At 46.9% G+C, this 25,139-nt stretch carries 21 protein-coding genes and 1 pseudogene; 16 read left to right on the top strand and 6 right to left on the bottom strand.

All coding sequences use genetic code 11. The features are described 5' to 3' along the window. Window positions 1-381 precede the first annotated feature (381 nt). Complete coding sequence (locus MKY95_RS31825) at window positions 382-558, top strand: aspartyl-phosphate phosphatase Spo0E family protein (RefSeq protein WP_017691636.1); 177 nt, start codon at window positions 382-384, stop codon at window positions 556-558. A 172-nt stretch (window positions 559-730) separates the two neighbouring features. Here the strand turns inward: MKY95_RS31825 and MKY95_RS31820 are convergent, their stop codons facing one another. Then, window positions 731-1,660 (bottom strand): response regulator, encoded by a 930-nt coding sequence (locus MKY95_RS31820; RefSeq protein WP_100528198.1) that lies wholly within the window; start codon window positions 1,658-1,660, stop codon window positions 731-733. Between the two features lie 329 nt (window positions 1,661-1,989). Here MKY95_RS31820 and MKY95_RS31815 point away from each other — a divergent pair, with 329 nt between their 5' ends. Then, window positions 1,990-3,426 (top strand): alanine/glycine:cation symporter family protein, encoded by a 1,437-nt coding sequence (locus MKY95_RS31815; protein ID WP_036612140.1) that lies wholly within the window; start codon window positions 1,990-1,992, stop codon window positions 3,424-3,426. A gap of 146 nt (window positions 3,427-3,572) precedes the next feature. Here MKY95_RS31815 and MKY95_RS31810 read toward each other — a convergent pair whose 3' ends face one another. Next, window positions 3,573-4,412, bottom strand: a complete 840-nt coding sequence (locus tag MKY95_RS31810; RefSeq protein ID WP_036612138.1) for a methyl-accepting chemotaxis protein — start codon at window positions 4,410-4,412, stop codon at window positions 3,573-3,575. A 282-nt stretch (window positions 4,413-4,694) separates the two neighbouring features. Between MKY95_RS31810 and MKY95_RS31805 the strand changes: the two genes are divergently transcribed. Next, window positions 4,695-5,387 carry a cyclic nucleotide-binding domain-containing protein gene (locus MKY95_RS31805; protein WP_036671636.1) on the top strand — a complete coding sequence of 231 codons (693 nt, stop codon included), beginning with the start codon at window positions 4,695-4,697 and terminating at the stop codon, window positions 5,385-5,387. A 136-nt stretch (window positions 5,388-5,523) separates the two neighbouring features. Here the strand turns inward: MKY95_RS31805 and pepT are convergent, their stop codons facing one another. After that, window positions 5,524-6,762: a peptidase T gene (gene pepT, locus MKY95_RS31800; RefSeq protein ID WP_036671635.1), complete on the bottom strand. Its 1,239-nt coding sequence runs from the start codon at window positions 6,760-6,762 to the stop codon at window positions 5,524-5,526. 442 nt (window positions 6,763-7,204) lie between these two features. Between pepT and MKY95_RS31795 the strand changes: the two genes are divergently transcribed. Further along, a complete protein-coding gene (locus tag MKY95_RS31795; protein WP_017691642.1) occupies window positions 7,205-7,396 on the top strand; it encodes a 2-hydroxymuconate tautomerase family protein in 192 nt (63 codons plus the stop codon). Window positions 7,397-7,444: 48 nt separating this feature from the next. Next, window positions 7,445-8,479: an NADH:flavin oxidoreductase/NADH oxidase gene (locus MKY95_RS31790; RefSeq protein WP_017691643.1), complete on the top strand. Its 1,035-nt coding sequence runs from the start codon at window positions 7,445-7,447 to the stop codon at window positions 8,477-8,479. A 265-nt stretch (window positions 8,480-8,744) separates the two neighbouring features. Here the strand turns inward: MKY95_RS31790 and MKY95_RS31785 are convergent, their stop codons facing one another. After that, entirely contained in the window at window positions 8,745-9,512 is a 768-nt protein-coding gene (locus MKY95_RS31785; RefSeq protein WP_036671634.1) for a class I SAM-dependent methyltransferase, read from the bottom strand. Window positions 9,513-9,739: 227 nt separating this feature from the next. Here MKY95_RS31785 and MKY95_RS31780 point away from each other — a divergent pair, with 227 nt between their 5' ends. The 9 genes and pseudogenes from MKY95_RS31780 (at window position 9,740) to MKY95_RS31740 (ending at window position 21,694) form a co-directional block, all read left to right on the top strand. Then, window positions 9,740-10,168, top strand: coding sequence for an SRPBCC domain-containing protein (locus MKY95_RS31780; RefSeq protein WP_339196049.1), 429 nt, complete (start codon window positions 9,740-9,742; stop codon window positions 10,166-10,168). Between the two features lie 240 nt (window positions 10,169-10,408). Next, window positions 10,409-13,495 carry an ATP-binding protein gene (locus MKY95_RS31775; protein WP_339196047.1) on the top strand — a complete coding sequence of 1,029 codons (3,087 nt, stop codon included), beginning with the start codon at window positions 10,409-10,411 and terminating at the stop codon, window positions 13,493-13,495. 104 nt (window positions 13,496-13,599) lie between these two features. Further along, entirely contained in the window at window positions 13,600-14,763 is a 1,164-nt protein-coding gene (locus MKY95_RS31770; RefSeq protein WP_339196045.1) for a response regulator, read from the top strand. Between the two features lie 35 nt (window positions 14,764-14,798). Further along, a complete protein-coding gene (locus tag MKY95_RS31765) occupies window positions 14,799-16,145 on the top strand; it encodes a deoxyribodipyrimidine photo-lyase (RefSeq protein ID WP_339196043.1) in 1,347 nt (448 codons plus the stop codon). 281 nt (window positions 16,146-16,426) lie between these two features. Next, a complete protein-coding gene (locus MKY95_RS31760) occupies window positions 16,427-17,599 on the top strand; it encodes an acyltransferase (RefSeq protein WP_036612117.1) in 1,173 nt (390 codons plus the stop codon). 1,588 nt (window positions 17,600-19,187) lie between these two features. Further along, a pseudogene (locus tag MKY95_RS31755) lies at window positions 19,188-19,622 on the top strand (HNH endonuclease); the annotation flags it as partial. Window positions 19,623-19,889: 267 nt separating this feature from the next. Continuing rightward, the gene (locus MKY95_RS31750; protein WP_076320116.1) at window positions 19,890-20,549 is read left to right on the top strand and encodes a TVP38/TMEM64 family protein; all 660 of its coding nucleotides are present in this window, start codon (window positions 19,890-19,892) and stop codon (window positions 20,547-20,549) included. Window positions 20,550-20,616: 67 nt separating this feature from the next. Next, window positions 20,617-20,811, top strand: coding sequence for a hypothetical protein (locus MKY95_RS31745; RefSeq protein WP_076320115.1), 195 nt, complete (start codon window positions 20,617-20,619; stop codon window positions 20,809-20,811). 16 nt (window positions 20,812-20,827) lie between these two features. Next, the gene (locus MKY95_RS31740; protein ID WP_076320114.1) at window positions 20,828-21,694 is read left to right on the top strand and encodes a DUF1835 domain-containing protein; all 867 of its coding nucleotides are present in this window, start codon (window positions 20,828-20,830) and stop codon (window positions 21,692-21,694) included. A 277-nt stretch (window positions 21,695-21,971) separates the two neighbouring features. Here MKY95_RS31740 and MKY95_RS31735 read toward each other — a convergent pair whose 3' ends face one another. Continuing rightward, the gene (locus tag MKY95_RS31735; RefSeq protein ID WP_076320113.1) at window positions 21,972-22,490 is read right to left on the bottom strand and encodes a cupin domain-containing protein; all 519 of its coding nucleotides are present in this window, start codon (window positions 22,488-22,490) and stop codon (window positions 21,972-21,974) included. A 152-nt stretch (window positions 22,491-22,642) separates the two neighbouring features. Between MKY95_RS31735 and MKY95_RS31730 the strand changes: the two genes are divergently transcribed. Further along, a complete protein-coding gene (locus tag MKY95_RS31730; RefSeq protein WP_179088713.1) occupies window positions 22,643-23,644 on the top strand; it encodes an NAD-dependent epimerase/dehydratase family protein in 1,002 nt (333 codons plus the stop codon). A 165-nt stretch (window positions 23,645-23,809) separates the two neighbouring features. Here MKY95_RS31730 and MKY95_RS31725 read toward each other — a convergent pair whose 3' ends face one another. After that, window positions 23,810-23,986 carry a CsbD family protein gene (locus MKY95_RS31725; RefSeq protein ID WP_074092719.1) on the bottom strand — a complete coding sequence of 59 codons (177 nt, stop codon included), beginning with the start codon at window positions 23,984-23,986 and terminating at the stop codon, window positions 23,810-23,812. A 685-nt stretch (window positions 23,987-24,671) separates the two neighbouring features. On the opposite strand from MKY95_RS31725, the gene MKY95_RS31720 reads away from it, so the two are divergent. After that, complete coding sequence (locus tag MKY95_RS31720; RefSeq protein WP_017691658.1) at window positions 24,672-25,118, top strand: DUF1641 domain-containing protein; 447 nt, start codon at window positions 24,672-24,674, stop codon at window positions 25,116-25,118. Window positions 25,119-25,139: the final 21 nt, after the last annotated feature.

Here is a 25,139-nt window from a genome sequence, read left to right as displayed (position 1 = left end):
GTCCTCTACATTACATCATTTGTATCCGCCGGGTCCGGACACACACATCGCCCTATTGTACCTGAATGACCCCATTATGGAAAGGGATTTTATTACCTTTTGAACCAATAGACTTTTTGTTTTTTCAATATACACATTTACGACACAATCCGTTCTGGCCGTGAATGATGAGGCCAGACGTTAGAATCCAACCCTCGGTGTTACCACTAAAATTGCGTCATATCAGCCATTTTCGGATAAGCTCTAGTGTGATAAAATAATCTTTATCAAAATTTGGAGAAGAATACAAAACATCCTTGTCTCCTATGCCATATGTTAATCCAACTATAGATTGACAGGAAAAACTAAAATGGTTCACAGAATAAGGAGGTATCAGGGGTCATGGTTATGAGTTTGGATTTGAAAAATAAAATAGAGAAGGCCAGACATAACCTTCATATGCTGGTAGAGCATAACAAGGGTGGTCTTGGGCATCCCGATGTGATTCGGCAGTCTATGGCATTGGACGAATTGATTAATGAGTATAACCGAATTAGCCGAAACCATTCACGGGCCTGAACCCAAAGCGATTTTAATTTTATACACGGAACAAATCACATAGATTGTAACGCTTGATCGTACAGACGGGCATGAATATAGCCGGTATGGACAGCCTCAGTTGAAGAGGCGTATCCTACCGGTGTAATATTCATGCCCGTTTGTTTTTGCATCTTATCCATTATGCATCTGTTTAATGCAGTAATCGTTTGGCTTCCAAATATAGGACCTGCACAAATTTTTTTGTATTAATGCGTGTCTGGGACAAGGAAGGCTCCACATTGTTTTGCAGCTCCAGCATTTTCTTGCGAATTTCGGTGAAATCGAAAAATTTGGATGCATAGTTCTCGAATTTGGGATGTGTATAATCTGTTAATCCCAGAGAAACTACATGGCTCAGAGTCTGGAAGATGGCCCGGCGCACACGTTGTTCCGATGCCTTGATCTCCTTGTTCACCTCTGCGAGAGAGGCGTCTTCTCCCAGTTTACGTATCGCTACATTCTGGAAGATGTCTTTGAGGGATGGGAACGTATAGGGGGACAGCTTATGTTCATCTGTCTCTACCTGCTCCAGATATTCCAGCATGTCCAGCAGATCCCTGCTGCCCGCTTCGCCGATCATGCCCATCTCGGACAGCAGGAAATGTCCTGCAGTCGTGATTGTTTTGTCCGGAACCGGAGCCGCAGCACGTTCGGTAGAATTCAAACCGGACAATCCCTGCAATGTCCGTTGGATATCTGCGATGGATTGCTGCATCCGAAGCCTTTCGCTCACCAGCCGCAGAACAGATAGAATCTCCAACCGGTTAATCGGCTTCGTAATATAATATTCAATGCCTAGTGAATAGGCTTCTCCGATCATATTTTTCGACTCGATCTGGGAGATCATGACGATCTTGCCCTCGAACCTTCCTTCAAGCGCTCGCACAGTCTGAATCCCGTCTCGTTGGGGCATCAGCAGATCAATCAGCAGTACATCCACCTTATGCAGTTCCAACAGTTCCGCGTGAATATGTGCTCCGTCCTCAGCTTCCCCGGCAATATCGCCCAGGCCTTCATCCTCAATAATATCCATCAACATGGAACGAACGCCAGGATCATCATCCACGATAAAATAACGCATGTCAGTCATTCCCTTTCTCTGCGAATGGTGTGATTGATAAATCTATGGTAAAGGCGGTTAACGCCGCGATGAACTCTCGTTCCAGTGTAATCGTTCCTTTCCTTCTTGCATAGAACCTGACATGTCAGGTTAAATGACAATGATTGGGCGATCAAAGCCCGTTTTTAAAATAAATGTAGGAATTGCATGTAGGTATTTGTCGATTTCCGTAGATGCCCTTGTAGTATAAGTAACATCCCGAAGTCTGGGGCTAGTGTTGTGCAGAATGGTACAAACTTTTCGTGTAACCATCTCTGTGCTTGAAATACACCATAAAAAGGGGCATACCGATGGAGCAAACAATACAAGATATTGTCGTCATTTTCAATGATTTTCTATGGTCCAAAGTGTTAATTATATTATTGGTAGTATGTGGTATATACTTCACCACCAAGACCCGATTCATGCAATTCCGCATGATTGGAGATATGGTAAAGGTGCTTCGAGAGCCAAAAAGCAAGGAGCCAGGCAAAATTTCACCTTTTCAGGCGTTCTGTATTAGTATGGCGGCCCGTGTAGGTACAGGGAATATTACCGGTATTGCACTGGCGATCGCACTGGGTGGACCTGGGGCTATATTCTGGATGTGGATCATTGCAATTATCGGGTCAGCCTCCAGTTTTGTGGAGAGTACGCTGGCTCAGATCTATAAAGTGAAGGATAAGGGCGGATTCCGCGGCGGTCCTGCATATTATATGGAGCGTGGGCTGGGGAAACGCTGGATGGGGATTTTATTTGCCATTCTCATTACGCTTTCATTTGGTTTGGTCTTTAATGCGGTGCAGTCTAACACGATTACTGTTGCATTTGAGAACTCATTTGGCACGGATCGGTTAACGGTGGGTATCATTATGGCTGTGATATTTGCAGGAATTATTATGGGCGGCGTCAAACGGATTGCAAAAGCATCGGAATACATCGTTGTTGTACTGGCCGTATTGTACATTGGGGTAGCGGCTTTTGTGGTGCTGGCGAACATTACCCAGCTTCCGGCCATGATTGCGTTGATTGTCAAAAATGCCTTTGGCATCGAACAGGTGGCTGGCGGAACTTTAGGCGCTGCGCTGATGAACGGTGTGAAACGCGGATTGTTCTCCAATGAGGCGGGCATGGGTAGCGCCCCGAATGCTGCTGCAACGGCGGATACAACACATCCGGTGAAACAGGGACTTATTCAGGCGTTTGGCGTGCTGACAGATACGTTAGTGATATGTACAAGCACAGCCATGATTATTTTGCTATCCGGGGTATACAAAGGTTCCAATCTGGGAGGCATTGAATTAACTCAGGCTGCATTAAGTGTACATATTGGTTCATGGGCATCGGGATTCCTGGCGGTTATGGTGTTCCTGTTTGCCTTCAGTACACTAATCGGAAATTATTACTATGGAGAAACCAACATTGAGTTTATCAAATCCAACAAAGTTTGGCTGTGGGTATACCGTATTTGCGTTATCGCGATGGTGGTGTTTGGTGCGGTAGCCAAAGTACAGCTGGTATGGGATTTGGCTGACCTGTTCATGGGGCTCATGGTGGTGGTGAACCTGATTGCAATTCTGATGCTGTCCAAGGTGACTTTCGAAGCGTTAAAGGACTACAAGAAACAGAAAGCTGAAGGTCGTGATCCCGTCTTTACCCGGGACCGGATTCATATTCCGGGTGAAGTGGAATGCTGGCAGTCGGAAGAAGAAGTTATTGGAGATAAATCAATACATGTAACCAATTAAGGTTTTATCTGAACGTAGTTGGTTATATAAAATGGGCACAACAAACAACAGGACTTGGATTATCCATCATGGGCAACCCGAGTCCTGTTTGTTGCATATAAAATGTATCTTTGCACTAGCCAAAGTTCATCAAAGATATATTTTGATTAATTTTTAACGGAATAGCTGATCAGTTGTTCAGACAGAGCTTTCATTCGCTCCCCTGTTTCATTAAGCTGCTCAATTACATCCGTAAAGGAGGATACAAGCGTAGCTTGTTCCTGTGAAGAGGCTGCAATCTGGGAGACTTCAACTTCCATCTGTTTGATGACCTGTTGTACATCTCTCAGACTGGTATCGATGTCACTTGTAGCTTGTTTGGCATCCACAGAGAGTTTGCGTACTTCGGAAGCAACCACACCGAAGCCGGCACCAGCTTCACCAACACGAGCGGCTTCAATAGCGGCATTCAGGCCAAGCAAGTTGGTTTGCTCTGAGATTTCACGAATGAACCCGGCTACTTTGTTGATTTGGGAAGAGTTCTGAACAGCAAGTCTGGTATTCTGCAAGATCTGCTCACTGGTTGCTTGCAATTCTTCGGCATGAGCGGCGACATGTTGCACCATATCAACGAGGTTACCATTGATGGTTTGATTTTCTTGTATAATGTCTTCAAGTTGGTTCTGGTTAGATTGGTCGTAAGATACACAGAAAACAGCAACAACTTTCTGGTGATCATCAAAGATCGGAATGTTCAGAATATCCAGTTCGATACCATAAACTTCCTTGGAGAGAGTAGCAAGGGTCGCTTCTCTTCCATTTTTTAAGATGGCAAAGTTTTGATACGATTCCAAGAGTGACATTCCTTTTTCAAAACCAAGATCAAATTTATCTGTCATAATGACATCTAATACTTTTTCGTGATCGTAAAGAGTTAAACTAGCTGGTTCTCTGAGGATCAGGCTGATATAAGGCATTACTTTAAGCAGGGCATCTACAACGTTCATGGAAGAGGACCATCCTTTCAATATTTGAATGTATTATTTTTAACGATCTATGGAATGCTCTATCTTTCATCGGACGGAAATGACTTTTCGTGAACGGCATTTTGCATGAAAGAATGAACATTTTATGATTAAATTTTAAAATATTTCCCATCTAAAATGATTTATTGGATATAAGTGTTAGTTGTAACTATTTTTATATCAAGATATTTGTACGGATGTATATCAAATATAGGACATGTGTCCTTTTGTGTACATTATATAGGGCAACGGAGGGAAGTCGGAATGAAAGAAATTATGGACTTTGGACTTGTGCGGCAACTCGCCCGTGAGAACGGGTTGGATCAGGTGCTGGACGAGCCTGCGCTCGCTGAGTTGCGACTACTTGAGGCTGCGAAGGGCGAGATGATATGTACCAAAGGTGAACGACCCGAGCGGTTGTATTTTCTCGTGCAGGGCAAGCTCAAGATCTATACCACCCTGCCTAACGGCAAGTCTCTGTTGCTTCGTTTCAGTACACCCCTTGCGCTTGTGGGAGATTTGGAACTGGTGAATGGCAAGGAGGCTATGAATACGGTAGAGTCTGTGAGCAAAAGCCTGCTGCTGGGTATCGGCTATCGCGCTCTCCAGAATACGTATGCAGAGAACCCTAAGTTTCTCCACTTTATGCTGAGTCAAGTTACGCACAAATTGTATACCTTTTCCAACCTGTCGAGTCTGAATATGTTATATCCGGTCGAGAGCCGATTTGCCAGCTATCTGTTGTCCACAATGGGCCAGGACGAGTCTTCTTCGGAAGAGATCCAGACCTCCAAGCTCACCGAACTGGCCGATATGCTGGGCACCAGCTATAGACATCTTAATAGAGTTGTTCAAGATCTGTGTAATCGAGATATTATTCGCAAAGTGCAGCGAAAGCTAGTGATCTGTGATCTGGAACAGTTGCGCGTCATCGCAGGAGGCAATATATATGAGTGATGGTATTTTAAAATAAAGCCCAAGCCTGCATATCTAAGCGACATGACGCGACACAATAAAATACAATACGGCACAACAAAGAGCACCCTCCCGAATATACCAAGGGGTGCTCTTTTTGCTCTGCACTTCAAGTGGATTAGATATCTCCGCGTTGTTCGAACAATTGAGCGATCTCTACAATAACACGGGTGGCCTTCACCATATTGTCTACCGATACATATTCGAATTTGCCGTGGTAGTTCTCACCACCAGTGAAGATATTTGGTGTTGGCATGCCCATATAGGATAGTTGGGAACCATCTGTTCCTCCCCGGATGGGACGAATAACAGGTTCGATGTCCAGTCGGGTCATGGCTTCATGGGCAATATCGACGATCTGGCGTACGGGTTCAATTTTCTCGCGCATGTTATAGTACTGGTCATTCAATTCAACCGTGATGCTTTTCTCTCCATACTTGGTCTTCAGTTCGTTTGCGATATGGAGCAGATTTGTTTTGCGCTCTTCAAACTTCTCCCGGTCGAAATCACGGATGATGTAACTCATCTTTGTCAGCTCAACATCACCCTCCAGAGACAACAGATGGTAGAAGCCATCATAACCGTCCGTGAATTCAGGAGCTTCCTCCACAGGCAGGCGTCGATTCAATTCCATCGCAATTTTCAGGGAGTTCACCATCTTATCCTTCGCTGTTCCGGGATGCACATTGGTGCCTCGTACGGTAATTTTGGCGGCGGCTGCGTTAAAGCTCTCGTATTCCAGCTCGCCAAGCGGTCCGCCATCAACTGTGTAAGCATATTTGGCTCCAAAAGCAGCTACGTCAAACTTGTGCGGTCCACGGCCAATCTCTTCATCCGGGGTAAAAGCAACCCGAATCTTACCGTGTTTCACTTCCGGGTGCTCAATCAGATAGGCCATCGCCGTCATGATCTCAGCAATGCCTGCCTTATTGTCTGCACCAAGCAATGTTGTACCGTCGGTTGTGATCAGCGTGTGGCCCTTATACTCGTGCAGTTCTGGGAAATCCTTGTTGGACAGTACTACATCCAGTTCCGAGTTCAACACAATATCAGCACCGTCATAGTTATCGATAACCTGTGGTTTTACATTTTTGCCAGTAAAGTCGGTCGCTGTATCGAGGTGAGCCAGGAAACCAATTACGGGAACATCCTTATCGGTATTGGATGGCAGTGTAGCCATGACATAACCGTTCTCATCCATCGTTACATCTTGCAGACCAATGGATGTACATTCTTCAACGAGCAGTTTGCCCAAGGCCAGTTGGCCGGGTGTGGAAGGGCATGTCTCGCTATTTTCATCGGATTGGGTATCCATCTGAACATAAGTACTCAGTCTTTGAATTAATATATCTTTCATATATAACCTCTCCCTAGCTTGAGTAGTATATAAGTTGAACTACTTGTTTTACACTGATCCACTACGAGGCCAGAATAACCTTCTGATCGCTGTTATCCCCAGATTTTTTTGATCCACTTTTACAAAGGTGAAAATCTGAGGATAGCGTATGCTTTCGATGCAGCTTTCTTGCAGAAAGCTTTTAGCTCCGCTTCTACAGGTTATTTCTGCCCTCTCCGTTATCGTGTACCGTTAGTCACAACTTATGTAAATTGGGTATAGTAATTATTGTGGTTCTCTACGGTTATCATATCATGTTTTGCAGTCATTTCCAGAATGGGGCAGATCCGAAATATGAGGATTTCTAGGTATCAAAAAGGGTACTAGGTCACAAAAATGTACGTACTTGTATTTCTATAACTGAGGTTCATAATAAATGATGAAGAAAGGATGTGTTCAAGACATGCCATTTATCACGGTTAAGGTACTGGAAGGCAAGTCGGTCGAACAGAAACGTCAGTTGATTGAACGTATGACTCAGGTGGCTTGTGAGACACTGGATGTTGATCCGAGCAAAGTCTTTATCTTCATTGAGGATTTGGAGAAGGACAATTACGGCAAGAACGGAAAACTGTTTTCGGACTTAGACAAATAAGTAAGAGTTCATATATATCATGATCATGGAACAGGAGATGTAACATTAATGACTGAACAATTATTTTCGCCCTATCAATTCAAGAGCCTACAATTAAATAACCGTGTCGTCATGGCACCGATGTGCCAATATTCTGTCACTGCGAAGGATGGCATTCCGAACGATTGGCATCAGGTTCACTATGTGAGCCGTGCGGTTGGAGGAACAGGACTAATTGTAATCGAGATGACCGATGTAGATCCGGATGGACGTATTACCGATAATGACTTGGGGATATGGTCAGATGAGCATGTGCCTGCCTTCACCAAACTTGTAGATGGAATTCATGCCTACGGCTCCAAAGTAGCTATTCAGATCGCACATGCGGGACGAAAAGCAGAGGATGCACCGCAGCCGGTTGCCCCATCGGTAGTTACATTCCCGGGAGAAAAGTACAAGGAGCCTCGTGCATTAAGCACGGAAGAGGTAGAAGCCATGGTACAGAAGTTCGCAGACGGTGTTCGCCGCGCAGTGCAGGCTGGAGTAGATACCATTGAGCTGCACGGTGCACATGGATACCTGATCCACCAGTTCCATTCCCCGCTGATGAACCATCGTGAGGATGTATATGGGCAGGATCTGTCCCGTTTTGGCGTTGAAGTCATTCGTGCAGTGAAAAAAGAAATGCCAGCAGATATGCCGCTGATTTTGCGGATTTCGGCTGTAGAATACGCGGATGGTGGATACGATATCGACCACACCATCAATATCGCTCGTGCCTACCAAGATGCAGGCGTGGACATGTTCCATATCAGTTCAGGTGGCGAAGGTCCTTCCGGACAGCGGAAACCGGGGAACTATCCGGGGTATCAGGTACCATTTGCCCGTCGTTTCCGTGAAGAACTGAACGTTCCTGTAATCGCAGTGGGTATGCTGGAGGATGCAGCGTTGGCTCAAGCGGTGATCGGAAACGGTGATGCGGATCTGGTTGCCGTTGGCAGAGGCATGCTGCGTGACCCGTACTGGGCGAACCATGCGGCTCTGGAACTGGGTGTCAGTAAGGATCAAGCTGCCATTGCGGAGCAATATTCTCGTGGATACTAACTTGCACTAACATTTACACTTGCCACTCCGATGACAGAATAACCTTCCGATCTGAGGATAAAGGCGAAGTGTATGCTTTCGATGTAGCTTTCTTGCAGAAAGCTTGTAGCTCCGCTTCTTCAGGCTATTTCTGCCCTCTGCGTTCTCATGTAAATGTTATTGCAAATTTTATATAGTAAAATAGGCCACAGCAGGGGATAACCTTTGCTGTGGCCTAATTTTTTTATAGTGAGAAGCATCAGCATATCCATTCAATTACGGATTACTACGCTCTTCGAGTCGCTTCATAGACGAATTTTTGATTCGACTGTGTAGGTGGTTGATCCGGGTTAAAGTCGGCGTACACTTTAATGTCAGAGAAACCAATGTGTTCGAGAATTAGGCGTAACTCTTCTATGCCGTACCAACGCAAGGTAAGTTGTTGCAGCTCCGTAGCAACAAGAGCACCCTGATGCCATTGTTCGTAACGGATCAGACTCACTTTGTACTGTTGTAGAAGGTTCACTTCAATGGTTTTCACTTCTACCGTGATCGTATCACCATCGGGTAATGAAACGGTTGATGTTTCTACAGAAGAGGGTTGTGTCACATCGGGCAGAAACAGATCAAACACGAGCCTGCCGCCAGGTTCTAAATGCTGAAATAGATTACGTAATGCGTTAATCGACGCCTGTCTGTCTTGGATGAGGAGCAGAGAACCTCCGGGAATGATAATTGCCTCGTATCGATATAGAAGGTCAAGCTTCTCCAGATCGGCAACGAACAGCTCAGGCATGGGTAATGCCCGCTCCATACAACGAGAACGGCAAGAGTTGATCATATCCATTGAATAATCAATTCCATCCACCTTCAAGCCTGCTTCAAGCAAAGGAATGAGCACTCGGCCTGATCCTGACATGGCTTCAAGGATACGTCCATTGCAGCGCTGAAGATAATGGCGATAGAATTCAATGTCTCCTCCCAAGGAGTGTCCCACAGGTTTCGTGAGATCATAAACGGCGGTGCATAATGGACCGTAATAACTGAATGACATAGTATAGGTGTCCCCCACATGTAAATGTATTAAAATGAAAACGTGGAAGGGGAATGAGCAGGATTATCCCTTCCGGCAACGGTTGGAATTGGATTTTTCAGAGCAGACTATCATAGGAATCACGCACCTTTTATGTAATATGTTCCAATTATAGGGTGGGGATAAAGCGGAGGTCAACTTCTATTCGGATAGTTATACGAAATGAAATGTATAAGGAGGTGATTCGAATGGATTCATCATCAAGTTCATCAAGTGCACTGCCAGATATCCGGCAGGAACTTATGCTCCATGCACCTGTAAAGAAGGTGTGGGAAATGGTCTCGACCGAGCAGGGACTGAAAACCTGGTTCATGCCAGGCAATCTGGAACCCGTGGAAGGTCACGAGTTTATATTGGAAGCAGGCCCCTTCGGCCAATCACCATGTCAGGTGACGGAAGTTCTTCCGCTGCACAAGCTGTCATTCCGCTGGGGTAAGGACTGGACGTTGACGTTCCAACCGAATGAACAGCCCGAAGGTACGGATTTCACACTGATTCACAGCGGTTGGGATGCGGATAAACTGACCGAGTTTGGACAGGCCCACGCTATCGTACGCGAACGTATGGAACAGGGATGGGCCGGAATCGTTCAGAAGCTTGCCCAAGTTGTTAAATAAATCTTCATTCAATCAACCCCAGGCCATTTCGCCCGTTCATTCCGGTGAAATTCGGCATGGGGTTCCTTGGTGTACCAAGAGCTGACGGAAACAGATAGAGATCCTTCAAATTATAACGAATTTGACCGATTATGATACGGAAACTATTTCCGTGAGCACCAGAAACGTGTAACATGAATTATAGTGATAAATCGACAGAATTAGACGTCTCTCGCCATTGTGGATGGAAGGAATACATAGATGAGAAAACACTGGATTATGCTGACCATAAGCTTCATATGTATTGTCATTGTTCCACTGGGTTGGATCGCCCAGACGTTAATTAGCGAGCGGATTAACCCCCAGGCTACAGATGGGAAAATTGACCTGACCCAATGGGACTTTGATCGCAAGGGTGCAGCGTCTCTAAAGGGTGTCTGGGATTTCTACCCTGGGCAGTTGCTGAGCCCGGCAGATATTGAAGCAAGTGTATCCGGTCGCAAGCCTTTGCCGGCTTCGTCGGGCACTCAAGTTCCTGCCCGATGGAACAAATCTTTGGGGCAGGCCCATGGGTATGGAACCTATCATTTGCAAGTTCAGCTTACACCCCGGACGATGAAAAATGATTATGGTATACGCACACAGAATATACGCATGGCCCACCGGGTATTTATCGATGGTAAAGAGATTGGCGGCAAAGGCCTGCCAGGAAAGACCAAGGCAACAGATATACAATTAAATCTGCCCTTTACAGGATTCACTTCCATTGAGGGCAATACGGCTGACATTATCATTCAAGTATCAAATTATAGTTACTCGTCCGGGGGCATAGTAGCGCCCATTTTGTTTGGAGACGAGCATAGTATTCTGAAAAGTCAGCAACAAGATTGGCTCAGGGATCTGATGGCCTTATTCGGTTTTATCTTGCCAGCCGCCTTTTTTCTACTTCTGTTCAGATTACGACGTACGGAGAAGGAGCTTCGTTTTCTCGGATTATTCAGCCTTTCTGGTGCGGTGTACGCTCTAACACATGGGGAGAAGTTACTGGGTACGTTTGTACCGTTCCTGACCAATAATGAGATACTTCGGATTCAGCTCCTTAGTTCAGCCTTTGCCTATTATTTTTTGCTTCGGTATATGGATGCCCGTGTACCAGGAGCAGTTCATCAGTGGTTTGTTCGTCTGGCTGTCGTGCTAATCGTTACCCAGACTATTGTGGGTCTTACGCTTCCTCCAACGCTTTTCTCGTCTCTTGAGCTTCCCATGTTGCTGATCTCACTTGTTGTCATGTTATATACGCTGCGAGCCATTTTCTATTGGTTGAAAGGACGGCCGAATGACAGCCACTTTGCACTGGTGAGTATGATGAGCATACTCATGGTTGTTGTGTTATATACGCTTGGTGCGTTCACTACCCTAGACACAGCGTTCTTTGCGCTGATTGAACTTTTATTATTTGTATTTGCCCAGATGATTGTGACCGCAATCCGCTTTGCACAATCATTCCGAGACGTGGAAGCTCTGTCGGAGCGTTTGCTGGCCATCGACAGCCTGAAGGACGAGTTCATGGCGAATACGTCTCATGAGCTACGAACTCCCCTGCATGGCATCATTAATATTGCGCAATCCATGCTGGAAGGGGCGGCTGGAGCAGTCACGCCCAAGCAAGCGAAAAATCTCTCCATGATTACTTCAACCGGGAAGCGCCTTTCACTGCTGGTTAACGATATTTTGGATTTTGCCAAATTAAAAAATAGTGAGATCGAGTTAAAACGGGTAGCTGTCGATCTGGAATCCGTTGCTCGTACTGTGGTTGAAGTCTCGGGTTTCACGTTTGAGGACAAGCCGGTTATATTGATTCAACAATGGCCCCAGTCTTTGCCACTTGTTGAGGCAGACGAAGATCGCCTAAGGCAAGTTCTGTATAACTTGCTGGGTAACGCCTATAAGTACACTGAGCAGGGTGAGATTCGATTGTACGCCAGCGTTGAAGGGGACTGGGTGAAGGTATCGGTCGCTGATACAGGGGTAGGCATTGCCTTGGACAAACAGGAGGATATCTTCCAGGCGTATGAGCAGAGTAACGGCACGATTGAGCGATTGAATAATGGAACCGGACTGGGTCTGAGTATTACGCGAAAACTCGTTGAGCTTGGCGGTGGTGAGATCTGGGTTGAATCGGAGCCGGGGCAAGGTTCGACCTTTCATTTCACCCTGCCTGTTATGAAGATGCCACTTTTGCAAACTCATTCGAAACCAGCTGCCGCCCGATATGTTGCTGCACAGGGGTCAGGGGCGAAGGAGCTTGTGACAAGAGAGTCAGATGAGCAGGATGATCTTACGGAAGCGGAGCATACGATTCTGATTGTAGACGATGACCCCGTGAATCGACAGGTATTGCTTAACCTATTGTCGACGGAGCGGTATCGTGTGATTGCAGCGGACAGCGGGTCCACTGCGTTGAAACTCCGTGAGGAGTTCCCGTCCATTGATCTTGTTATTACGGACTGGATGATGCCTAAGATGTCCGGGCTTGAGTTATGTCGCAAACTGCGCGAGCACAGTTCCTTGTCGGAGTTACCGATTCTGATGCTGACCGCCCGTGGGTTGCCTGAGGATATCAAACACGGATTCCAAGCGGGAGCCAATGACTTCCTGAGCAAACCGGTGGATGCCGGTGAATTGCGCGCCAGAGTTCGGACGTTAATTGAGATGCGGAGTTCTGTGCAGGAGGCTATTCGGACCGAAATGGCCTTTTTGCAGGCCCAGATCAAGCCACACTTTCTATATAATGCACTCAATGTTATTATCGCAACCTGTGCAGTGAATCCGGACAAAGCAACCGATCTGCTGATTGAATTGAGTCATTACCTGCGCGGAAGTTTTGACTTCCAGAACAGGGAGCAGCTTGTTCCTTTGACCAAAGAGCTGGAATTGGTGGAGTCTTATGTGCATCTGGAACAGGCGAGATTTGAGGAAAGACTGGTGGTTGAGTATGAGGTGGAATCGGACGTACATCTGTATCTGCCACCTCTCAGTATTCAGCCTCTTGTGGAGAACGCCATTCGTCACGGCGTGATGGAGCGGGCAGCCGGCGGGACAGTTCATCTTAGGATTTTCCAAGAGAGCGAGCATGTAGTCGTACAGGTCCAGGATGATGGTGTAGGTATCCCTCCTGAGCGTATGGCTCAGGTCAAGTCTGGGCGTACCGAAGGTCCGGGAGGTGTGGGGCTGCAAAATATAAACCGTCGCCTGATGTCTCTCTATGGTCAGGGGCTGGAGATTCATAGCCATGTGGGTAAAGGCACGCAGATCCGATTCCGTATCCCCGTGCAAAAGGTGGATTAATCCAATTAGTGTGCCAAGTGAAGCAATTATGGTTAACAGACTAGGGGGTGCCGATAAAATCGGTATTCCTATTGAATCTTTCATGGCGGGAGGCTGAAAGAACGGTGAGAGCCATTGTGATCGATGATGAGAAGCCAGCGCAGCTTCATCTGGAGCGACTACTACGAACGGACGGACGAATTACACCCGTGCAATGTTTTTCAACAGCTCGTGATGGTCTTCATTTTCTGGCAAACGAACGTGTAGATGTTGTATTTTTGGACATTGGAATGCCCGAGATGAATGGCCTGGAAGCGGCTGAATATATACAGCAATTGGATCAGAGTATTCGTATCATCTTTGTTACGGCTTATGCGGACCATGCAGTGGAAGCATTCGAGCTGCATGCACTGGATTATGTACTGAAACCGGTAAGCTCCGCCCGATTGGCCAAAACCATTGATCGAGTAGTGGGCATATTGTCGCATAATTCCCAAGTTGCAGCCACCGCCGAGGTACAGGAATCGGAACCTGTATCTGTGGAGTTGGATACTGAAGTTCCGGGGCTGCTAACGTTCAAACATCTGGATATCTACAGAAGTTTGGATCAGGGAGCCAAGAAACATAAGTGGCGCACAACCAAATCACAGGAATTGTTTGCTTTTTTGTTTCATCACAGGGAAGAATGGGTAAGCAAGGAGATTCTGCTGGATAAGCTATGGGGTGATGTTTCCCAAGAAAAGGGATTAACCCACCTACATACTTCCGTGTACCAGATTCGAAAGCTGCTTAAGGAATGGAACATGACAGGCAAGCTGGAGTACAATATGAACCGTTATCGTCTGTTATCAGGCAATCTGGTAAGTGATGTGGATCAATTTGAAAAATCCATGGTTTACCACGTCATCACATCCGACAATGTCGATGACTTGAGGCATATGATACCGCTTTATCGTGGCGATTATCTGGAAGAGCATGATTATCATTGGGCACAGGCCAAAGCAAGGGAACTCAGACGCAAGTACACAGCGCTGGTTATGGATATCGCGAGATGGGACATGGAGCATGGTCGTGGCAAGGAAGCGATTGAGCAATTAACGATATTACAGGAACGGGAGCCTTATTCGGAAGAGATCTGCCGACTCATGATGGAAGTGTATGCATCCATGGATGATCAGCAAGGCATACTTCGTTTGTATCATTCATTTACATTGACATTAAATGAAGATCTGGGGTATCAGCCCGAGCCCGAAACAAGCAGGTTATATAAGAACCTGACGGACAAATAAACGTATGTAATGTAAGTTCAGACAGGAGGGTGAGCATGAAGCTATTCATACACCGCAAAGATTTGCGTACGGATGATCTGGCCGCATTCGATTATTTGCGGGAACACCAAGAAGAGAGTGTGCATGTTCTCATCTATGATTCATTCCTCCTGCGGCAAGGCCGAGAGAAGGAACACAGCGGTGTGAATTTCAGGCAGCACGCAGCGGATTTAGGCAGACAGTATCTTGAAGCCAAACGAAAACTGCATGTTGCTTATGGCAAACCGGCTGAAGTAGTTGATTTCATCCTGAACGAATTCGAAGGTGAGATTAACGAGATTGTGGTCCATCGGGACATGACGCCATATGCAATCGAGCGGGATAGGGCCATACGCAAAGTTAGTGAGGCGCACGAGGTTACATTCACACAACTGACGGATCATCTGTTGATGGATCTGAATGGATTTGCCAATTTTACAGGCAAGTCGGAGCCATATAAGGTATTTGCGGCTTTCCATCGGCGGTGGGTGGAATTCATGAATGAACATCCCAACCCTCCTTCGGCAACAACGGTTGCAGAGTTGAAGGTGAGTGATCGTCAGATTGAATGGCCGGATGCAATGCAGGTACCTCCGGAGTTGCTGGAGGGCATTGGTTCGAATGACGAGGACCCGCATCTGCTGTTGGATCAATTTTTGTCGGATCGAATTGCTGAATATGGGGATCATCGGGATGAATATGAGGCGTACGAGCCGAGTCATCTCAGTTCTTACGTAGCTGTGGGAGCTGTATCCATTCGTAAAATGTATGATGCGGCGAGTCGCACGGCAGAAGCGGGGGAATGGATCAGGCAGTTGTGCTTCCGCGACTTCTATCTGTATCGGGCGGTCTATGAGAGTCACTATTTTACATATGAAAAGGTGTACGATCTCTCGGCTCTCCATGATGATTACTTTGAACGGTGGTGCAAGGCGGAGACAGGCATTCCGATTATTGATGCAGCGATGACGGAACTGAATGAAACCGGACATATGCCAAACCGGCTGCGGATTCTCACGGCGATGTTTCTCACCAAAAACCTGCAATGCCCATTCACCCTGGGCGAAGCTTATTTCAGGCGTAAGCTGCGTGACTATGATAACATTCAAAACCGTGGTAACTGGTTATGGTGTGCCTCGCTTGGGGAGAATGCGGCTCCGTATTTTCGCGTGAACAATCCGGTAACACAATCCGAGAAGTATGATCCGCAAGGTGATTATATTCGCAAGTGGTTGCCTGAATTGAAGGATCTGCATAGCAAGGACATCCATCAGCCACGCAAGGATGCCATTGTTGATCTGAAGGCATCGAGACAGGCAGCTATTGACGTGTATAAACAGATTATGGCGAGTCGTGGGAAGTAGACTCAGTCAGGGGTGGGATGATGCCCAAACCCAGATTTACCATTCTCATCCGGTTGATCCAATATTCATTTGGTTGAGAGCAGGATGTTCCACAGACCGCGTACTCGCGGTCTTTTTTACATATATAGACATGAAAATAGTGTGAAATGTGTTGAAAATTTAGGAATTATTAAGAAATTGGACTACCCATCTTAAGCAATATGGCTTTTAATAGATAGAGAGCTTTATTGTATTAAGTCATATCTGACATATTGACGAACACATTAAGGAGAAACGTAAACATGAGTGAAACACTGAAAAGAGAGCGAATTCCAGAACTGAATCTGGTGCGTGCCCTGGCAATTATCGGCGTACTCAGCGTGCATTCTACGTCCTACGCGACGGTGGACATGACGGGTTCAGGCTACTACTGGCTGTACAACTTTATTAATATCTTTATGAAATATGGTACGCCAACCTTTATTTTTATGAGCAGTTTCGTATTGTTCTATAACTATTATTCCCGTCCGCTGGACAAGAAACTCGTGAGTAACTTCTACAAGAAAAGATTTGTGTATATTTTGCTCCCGTATTTCCTGTTTTCATTAATGTATTTTGTGTTGCTGCATTTCACGCATTATCAGGGCCGTCCGTTTAATGAATCGGCAGTAAGTTTTATCACGAAATTGTTTACAGGTAAGGCCTATACACATCTGTACTTTGTGTTTATTAACATGCAATTTTATCTGTTATTCCCATTGGTGTTATGGTTGCTTAAGAAGTATCCTTCTGTGGTGAAATGGTCTGTTCCGATTGGACTATTGATTCAATGGGCATTCATCGTAAGTAATAAATATGGATTCCAGGTACCCAACAAGGGAAGCTGGGCGTTCTCATACTTCTCCTATTTCATGCTGGGTGCTTTTATCGGGGTATATTTCCCTAAAATCAAGCAATGGTTTGTTATCAGTCGGGCCAATGCAACCAAAGGACGCGTAGCTTCATGGATTCTGCTCTGGGCGGTATGGATCATTGCCGGACTTGGCCATGTGTATATCTATTACCTGCTGCGTCTGAAGATCGCAACGTATAACACACTGTGGTATGAATTCTTCTGGAATGTGCATACCTTTGCTTGTGCGCTGGTGCTTATCCAGATTGCCTATCTGCTCTATCGCAAAGGGCCTTCACTCATCGTCAAGCCGCTGAATCGGCTTGGGGCATTGTCCTTTGGCATCTATCTGATTCATCCATTCTTCCTGGTGGTGTATCGGAATTATCCACCTCAAACAGGAGTATCGTGGTTAGTGCATCTATGGTATGCCGGAGGATTCGGTGTAGCTCTAATCGCTTCGTGGATCGTCGTTGGATTGACGGCAAGGTTTGTTCCATATGCATGGGTCATCTTTGGCAATCTGCCAAAACCCAAACCACGACTGGTCCCACAACAGAACTCGGGCCAACTGGACGTTTGATAAGATGTATTTCCAACACAGGAATAATAAACCGTTTCTTGGTCGACCTTAGGGGAGAGCAGGAAGCGGTTTTTTCGTCTATACAGATATGCTGGATGTGGGGAACGAGTGTTTCTTTTTCATGTATGCGGGGTAATCATAAGGCGGAACGATAATACATTATGGATAACAGGATTAAGGTGAATATAATGACAACATGCGAAAAATGCGGGAGACCGATGCAGGATATATTGGAATATGTGGAACACATTCTTCACGAATGCAGTGAACAGACACAGGAGTACAACTCGAAAGATTATCAGGCCTATGGCCATGAGGGTGTTCACGAGCAGATGTGATACAATAGAAAGAAACCGGATTCATACGGAACCGAGGTGACAACATGGAGACGGGTCCAGCCCCTTTCCGGCAAGGAAAGACGGAACAAGAAGCGCGACTGAGCAAAACGTGTATGTATTGCGGACAACAGCGGCCGATGTCCGAATTCCGGCGCAGAACCGGAAAGCGGGCAGGTCCCGGAGCCAGGCGTGGAGCTTGCCGCAGCTGTCGCCAGCTTGGTGGACAGGCTGACCACGAGTCAGGTTCAAGCGTGAGCGGACGAACGAATGAACGGATCGAGCATCAACGGGATGGCTTGGAGACACGTGCTGTTACTGCCAGACCCTCTGCATCTGCGAGAAATGAGGCAGGTCTTACCTCCCATGGTATGGAGCAGGGATCAGCTACGGTGTCTGAGTCTGACAGAAGTCTGTTGTCTCAACCGTCAGTAGACTCGTCATCTTCGAATGACGATGAACATGCTGACTTGGTGACTTCCTCACCCTCTTCTTCGGGTATTCGGAAGAAGAGAAGAAGACGGAGGAAGAGCAAGCGTTCAGAGAGCATAACGGGCAATGAGCTGAGAGAGACGAGTCTGGAGCATGATGGTTTGGCGGGTGAGGTAGGAGATAAGCCAAAGCCAGGTGAGCACTGGCGTGTGGAAGGGCATTCGCAGGGTCATGCTGCTGCGAATGAGAAGGGCAGTGCACAGCGGGCTGGCGCGCGAGCAGCCGCTGCAGGGCAGGCCGCCGAGCAAGCTGCGGCGGCCCACCAGGCTCTGCTGCCGGCTGAGCCGCAAGGCCCGGCAGCAGAGCCCATGGCTGCGGATCAACCGACCGCAGCCAAACGCAAGCGCAAGCGGCGCCGCAAGCGTGCTGCCGCGCTCGCGCCCGGCGCAGGGCAGGCCCGCAGCGTAGCTGCTGAGGCCCATGCGCCGGCCCTGAGCGACCGTGGCGCTGCCACCACGGTCGCTGCACCTGCGGCGGCGGAGGCACAGCCTGCCGCCACCGGGCGCGAGCCCGGGCAAGCGCCGGGGGCTGCTGCGGAGGCAGGGCCTCCTGCGCCCGTGCGCCAGCCTGGCTCGCCAGGGTCCAAGCCGCGCCAGGCGCGCAAGGAGCGTGCGCCCAAGGCGAGCGGCGAAGACGCTGCCCGCGTTACATCCGGGCAGCGACCCGCCCATGCCAGCCGTAGTCACGGTGCTGGCACGGATGGCCGTCCTCGCCGCCAGACGCCGTCGGCCCCGGTCGCTATCGACCCGGAAGATCCGGCTTCGCTCCGGACCAACCGGCAAGGTATGGTGCGGATGCGAGGCAAGACCGACAAGGGCAGACGCTGGCATCAGGAAGTGGACATGGAGCTTGCGGTCACGCTGGTGAAGGAAAAAGCCGCTGTGGTGGTCAATCGGTACACGATTCGCCGATTGTTCAGCAACAAGGATTTCAAGCGGTATATTCTGACCCGGGATCACTACACCTGTTACTTCTGTGGATCGTATGGAGATACGATTGATCATCTGCTGCCACGTGCCAAAGGTGGACACACCACCCCGCTCAACTGTGTCTGCGCTTGTAATCTGTGCAACCAGTCCAAAGCGGCGATGGATGCCGAAGAGTTCATGCGTTCCGGTATTCCCGAATGGAATGCTGCACATCAGGCAGAACTGATTGAACTGGCCATGCAGGAAGCGCAGTTGGGAGAAGGATAAATACCCCCAAAGAAGGATCGGGGTTTCGATATGAAGAGCACACCAAGACCACAGAGGTCGAGGTGTGCTTTTTTGATTTAATTTTGATTGGGGTGGGAAGTCAGTTCGCTGTGCAATAATTTTTTCAAATTGACAACGGTGTTCATAGAAGATGTACGTTATACTGGGAGGGAGTTACTAAAGAAGCTTCATCATCCATAGGAATGATGAAATGTATAGTGAACATCAAGCCTAAGAACTTAGACTGTATAGATTGGATGGATGCAGATGACCCCGGCAGCATTGGACATTATGTCATATATTACGGAAGAAAATATTCGTTTCTGGCTGGAGAAGTTTCGCTCCCTGGGCCCGTTACCGGGAATTTTGCTTACGTTTATGAAATCATTTGTACCACCGCTTCCAACGCTGTTGATTGTGGGCGTAAACGGTGCGGTATACGGTCTGTGGGCAGGATTTATATATTCATGGATCGGTATGGTGCTCGGTTGTACCGTTACGTTCCTGATCGTACGGGAGATTGGGAAATCCGCTTTTGTAGAGCGATGGGCACGCAAACCTCGTGTGCAACGCAGCATGGTATGGATTCGAAGGAATGCATTCAGTTATGTTTTTCTGTTGAGTATCTTCCCGGTAGGTCCGTTTGTCATTATTAATGTGGCGGCAGGTATCGCGCGAATGCGATTATTATCTTTCCTGCTTGCGGTGGGCTGTGGTAAAGCGATCATGATCTTCTCTGTTACGTATATCGGTTCCAATGTGGAACAATTTCTGGAGCACCCAATACGCTGGGTAGGCGTATTGCTGTTTATTGCGGTATCCCTGTGGGCAAGCCGCAAACTGGAGCGACACTTTACCCGGTCATCGTCAGATGGTGAAGATCTACATGATCTGAATCAACCCGCTGGAAAATCGATTTCCTCATGAATAAAAGAATGATCAGTGCGAAGATATAGGATTTCAGTAATCTCGTTAGCTCGAAGGAGGATCCAGCATGAATGATAATATCTATGCATTCAGCCGAACGATAAATCGTATGAGTGAAGATGAACTTCGTTCAGTACTGCGTGTGCTCTATATGAAATCAGCACACGTAGTCAAGCGGCAGGCAGAGCAAGGAGAAAGAGTAGATTTCGCGGAAACAATGCAATCTGTTTCGGGATCTGGATACACCTCTGGATCTGGGTAGGCTGGAGCAACAGGCTTTGGCCGAGGTCGAGAAGCCAAATGAAATTCATATCACGTTTGGAGACTCACCTCTAGGTAGTCTGAAAATGGGGATGAGTACATTACCTGATCAGGAAAAACGGAGTTTTTTTTCTATAGATGATAATTATGCGGTAGGGCCGTTAGGTGATCTGACCCGGCGTGCAGACTTGCAACGCAGGCATCTCTGGCTGACCGAACGAATGTGTCTCAATGACCGTGAGGCATATGGCATGCATGAACTGGAATCATTATTTGAGCTCAACGCCACAATACAGTCCTTTGATTCCAAGACGTCGATCATTATCTGGTATGCGAATAATGCACGGGAGAAGACGGGACTACTCTATGCCATGTATCTATTGCGGAACACCGAGAGTCCCATATATCTTATCGAAACGAGTGGCTTATATAAGCAATTATTTGATAGACCTGACGTTCAATACGATGTGCTCCACACAGGCGAGATTCTTCCGGAAAAGCTTCTGGCGATGTGGCACGTCTGCTCTGAGCAAGAGCCGCTGTCCAAGGGAGAACGTCGCCAACTGGAACAGGATTGGCTGGAACTTTCGGTACAGCCTGGGCTATTACGTATGATGGAGAATGGCGTGATTCGGAGCTTAACTGAAGATGCGTTGGACGAGTACATTATGCAGAAGGTGGGGGAACTGACACCGAACTGGGAGCCAGGCAAGTATATCCGAGCAGCTCGTATTGTGGGTGAAGTGATTGGTACAAGTAGCCAGCATATAAGTGATGCGTTCGTGGAGTACCGTCTACGACAACTGGTGCTGCAAGGCCAACTTGAAATGGATGGAAAGCCACTTGCAATGAGGTATTACAGTATTCGGCTTGCCGAGCGCTGAAAGGGACTAAGGCTGAAACGCACGGATAGAAAAACAAGCGACGAGATCGCGAAGTTTGAAATAAGACGGAAGATTTGAGCAGTTCCTTGCCCATATAGTAAGATGATCACGAAGAGTTCCCGATACCAGCTGTTCAGACTTAACACTTAAATAGACTGTTCCATCGGTGAGTAACTCCTACTTTTCCGGGGAACAGTCTATTTTTTCTCGTTAAGTACCGAACCAGCTTCGCTAGTGCATTGTCCAATAACATTCATCTTTATGATCTTCATTTGTATTATGATTTCTTCCCATTCCAGATTTCTAGTAGCGGTCCGTGCTGTCCATAGACCGGATCGGTAACCGGGATCGGAACCTTTCGGATTTCTTGAAGAGCCTTGGCACGATCGTCTTCCTCCCCTGTGCGTGTGTTGTAACTCATGCCGCCTGGATAAGCTCCTGCAATACGAAAATCAGTGCTGGACTCCAGACGTTTATGCCCTGTTCCAGCGGGGAGCACGACAACGTCTCCTGTTTGAAGGTAAACTTTCTGACCATTTTCTCCGCCTAAAATCAGTTTCACGAATCCACTCACCACAGCAAGAGCCTCATGAGCATTACTATGATAATGATGATAGTTGAACACACCATTCAACCAGCTATTTCCCCATCCGTTACGGTTCAGCAACGATTCTGCGTGAAGGGCCTCTTCAGCCCATACGTTTTTATACAAAAGCACAGGCAGGGTCGGATGATTGGGAATTACACCGTCATCCTGAAGGAATAACGTCTCTATGTCCTTTTTCCGTTCATTCATCTCACATCACCTCACTATAAATTACCCGATAACCTCAAGGACGAACAAAAAACAATTGTAAATTGATACAAAATGTATCATTTTAAGGTTATACTCAGTACATATACTCTCTTCATTGCACTCGTTGTATAAATCGCAAGGGGGAATCGTGTGTGAACATTGTGATTACAGGGGCTTCTGGATTTGTGGGATTTAATCTTTCACAGTATTTGGCGCAAAAAGGGCATCGAATTACCCTTCTGGATCGGGATGATTATTGTCAGAGGCTGGTTCATATCTCTCCTCTGCACGAGATGCCGTTCATCTGTTGTGACCTTGCATCGGACCGGATTCATCTACCTCCAGGAACAGATTACATAATCCATCTGGCGGCCATGCCACACGTGGATTATTCGTATCATCAGCCAGGGGAAGTTTTCCGCAATAATACACTTAGCACACAGGCTATCCTGCAATATGCTACGGAACATCGCATTCCAGTCTTGCTGGCTTCATCCGTTGAAGTGTATGGCGGCGATTGGGGCAGAGTCTATCATGAATCAGATCCGTATGCACCCGTCTCTCCTTATTCCGCGTCCAAAGTCGCGTGTGAAATGCTGGCTCACTCCTATGCTCAATGTTACCAGCTTCCAGTCAAACTCTTTCGTTTGACCAACCTCTATGGTCCATGGCAGTTGCCAGACCGTATTATTCCCCGAAATTTTGGTCGGATGTTGGACGGACTGCCTCTGGATATTCAGGGATCGGCAGTGCGTGATTTCTTGTATGTAGATGATGCCCTCCGGGCCATTGAACAGATCATGCTGAAAGGCAAAGACGGACAGGTTTACAACATATCAACAGGGCTTGGAACAACCATGCAGGAGATCGGGGAGATATTGAAACCAATGGATCGATCCGTAGCTGCTGTAGAGATTCGGGAGCAAGAACCAACCCAGTCCAGAGGGTCCAGTCTGGTCGTACATTCAGGCAGATTGCGAGCGGAATTGGGATGGTTACCACAAACCACGTTGGAAAAGGGATTGGAAAAAACCTTCCGTTGGTATCAGGAACATCCCGAATGGGTCAGACAGTTCAGCCGTGAATACCATACAACAAGGGAAACGCGCAGTTTCATTGTCGATATGGCAAGATACGCAGTTCCAGCAGTATAAAATGCACAAAAAAAGCCAGGGAAGGGTGTATTGAGTAACACCTTCCTTGGCTTTTTTGCGCCTCCGTCTCATTTTCGGATTTCATCCGAACACGGACGGTCAGGCTATTTTAAAATAATCTATTGCACGAAATCTTCGTGCTGTTGGACCTCACATTAAAAGGATCTAGTGATGATCTTTTTTAATGTCGGCAATTTTATCCTGTACAGCACCTTTGGCTTTGTCTTTTTTACCCTCAGCCTGAAGGGATCTGTTATTGGTTGCATTACCGATCTGATCCTTCACTTCGCCTTTGGCCTTGTTTACGCCTGCTTTGATTTTATCGCCAGTTGAATTACTCATATCGAACATCTCCTTCGTTTCTGGTGTAGTCCTTATTAACCGGGATGTCCGCATTCTAAACGCAATGGCTTTGTTCCAAGTTTTGCATTCGTGACGCAAGAGGTTCATACTTGAAATAGAAAAGATGTCTCAATGATGGAATAAGGCCGAGCCCAACGCTGCATAATAACGACAGTGACCAATTTCGTTGCATGAAAATTGTGATATTGGAAAACAATTCCTGAACATTTGGATAAACGAATCCTTCCTTGTGTACATATCGCACATCTGGTCATATGTGATCTTGTCTTAATACCACATGTGGTAGGAATACGGATCTTGGACAGGAGGATCGGCGGCGTTAGCTTGCCTTCATGGGTTGACAAAAAAATCGATTTTGTTACAATGTTCACAATATCTTCACAAGTGTAAAAAATTTCTTTTTCATGTTCATGTGTAAGAGGTGTAATATAAGGGTATAGAGTTCGGTTTCGGCCTGCTTGTCGTTTTGTGCGTCAACACATGTTGTCCGCAATAGATCCAAGATACAATGCATGATATGGGAGTAGCCATGAGCTACGCTCATCCTATTGTGTGAAATTTGGTACATTTAAATGTATTCGATGTATTTTGTGGTTCGGCTCTGCTTGACAGGCATCATGAAAGTCGCGGACTTCTATCCCAAAGTAAAGGAGGACTTTCTCTTATGTCACAATCGCCTACTCAACAAGAGGTGCCAGTTACAGAAGGTGCCAACGTTTCCGAGCGCCAGTCCTTGGACGTTCTGGATCAACTGATGAAGCCTGAGGTACAGGAGTCTTTGACCGTTCTGGTGGAGAACCTGCCTAAATTGGCTGAAATGGTTACTGCTATGACAAAAGCTTATGACTTTGCACAAAGTGTAGCAACAGACAAAGTTCTGATCAGCGACACAATGAGCGCAATGGGCGAGTTCGCTAAGCCTGTTGTAGACAAAGCTAAAGGTGTAGCTTCTGCTGCCATCGAAGCCAATGACCGTGCGCAAACAGAGCAAACTTCAGTTGGCTTGTTCGCTATGCTGAAAATGCTTAAAGATCCAAACGTACAACAATCGCTTCGTTTTGCTCAATCTTTCTTGAGCATCTTGAACGAGCGTCAACAACCGAAACGTTAAGACTTAGAAGAACGGAGGATG

Origin of the sequence: Paenibacillus sp. FSL P4-0176 (assembly GCF_037975265.1) — a bacterium.
GTDB classification, from domain to species: Bacteria; Bacillota; Bacilli; order Paenibacillales; family Paenibacillaceae; genus Paenibacillus; species Paenibacillus amylolyticus.
The sequence above is the reverse complement of the archived record's forward strand: the minus strand, read 5'-3'. Positions and strand labels throughout refer to the sequence as shown.

What these genes read in the sequence shown, in the direction of transcription:
- MKY95_RS31825 (WP_017691636.1), top strand. Translation starts at nt 382, where the DNA reads ATGGTTATGAGTTTGGATTTGAAAAATAAAATAGAGAAGGCCAGACAT.
- MKY95_RS31820 (WP_100528198.1), bottom strand. Translation starts at nt 1,660, where the DNA reads ATGCGTTATTTTATCGTGGATGATGATCCTGGCGTTCGTTCCATGTTG.
- MKY95_RS31815 (WP_036612140.1), top strand. Translation starts at nt 1,990, where the DNA reads ATGGAGCAAACAATACAAGATATTGTCGTCATTTTCAATGATTTTCTA.
- MKY95_RS31810 (WP_036612138.1), bottom strand. Translation starts at nt 4,412, where the DNA reads ATGAACGTTGTAGATGCCCTGCTTAAAGTAATGCCTTATATCAGCCTG.
- MKY95_RS31805 (WP_036671636.1), top strand. Translation starts at nt 4,695, where the DNA reads ATGAAAGAAATTATGGACTTTGGACTTGTGCGGCAACTCGCCCGTGAG.
- pepT (WP_036671635.1), bottom strand. Translation starts at nt 6,762, where the DNA reads ATGAAAGATATATTAATTCAAAGACTGAGTACTTATGTTCAGATGGAT.
- MKY95_RS31795 (WP_017691642.1), top strand. Translation starts at nt 7,205, where the DNA reads ATGCCATTTATCACGGTTAAGGTACTGGAAGGCAAGTCGGTCGAACAG.
- MKY95_RS31790 (WP_017691643.1), top strand. Translation starts at nt 7,445, where the DNA reads ATGACTGAACAATTATTTTCGCCCTATCAATTCAAGAGCCTACAATTA.
- MKY95_RS31785 (WP_036671634.1), bottom strand. Translation starts at nt 9,512, where the DNA reads ATGTCATTCAGTTATTACGGTCCATTATGCACCGCCGTTTATGATCTC.
- MKY95_RS31780 (WP_339196049.1), top strand. Translation starts at nt 9,740, where the DNA reads ATGGATTCATCATCAAGTTCATCAAGTGCACTGCCAGATATCCGGCAG.
- MKY95_RS31775 (WP_339196047.1), top strand. Translation starts at nt 10,409, where the DNA reads ATGAGAAAACACTGGATTATGCTGACCATAAGCTTCATATGTATTGTC.
- MKY95_RS31765 (WP_339196043.1), top strand. Translation starts at nt 14,799, where the DNA reads ATGAAGCTATTCATACACCGCAAAGATTTGCGTACGGATGATCTGGCC.
- MKY95_RS31760 (WP_036612117.1), top strand. Translation starts at nt 16,427, where the DNA reads ATGAGTGAAACACTGAAAAGAGAGCGAATTCCAGAACTGAATCTGGTG.
- MKY95_RS31750 (WP_076320116.1), top strand. Translation starts at nt 19,890, where the DNA reads ATGACCCCGGCAGCATTGGACATTATGTCATATATTACGGAAGAAAAT.
- MKY95_RS31745 (WP_076320115.1), top strand. Translation starts at nt 20,617, where the DNA reads ATGAATGATAATATCTATGCATTCAGCCGAACGATAAATCGTATGAGT.
- MKY95_RS31735 (WP_076320113.1), bottom strand. Translation starts at nt 22,490, where the DNA reads ATGAATGAACGGAAAAAGGACATAGAGACGTTATTCCTTCAGGATGAC.
- MKY95_RS31725 (WP_074092719.1), bottom strand. Translation starts at nt 23,986, where the DNA reads ATGAGTAATTCAACTGGCGATAAAATCAAAGCAGGCGTAAACAAGGCC.
- MKY95_RS31720 (WP_017691658.1), top strand. Translation starts at nt 24,672, where the DNA reads ATGTCACAATCGCCTACTCAACAAGAGGTGCCAGTTACAGAAGGTGCC.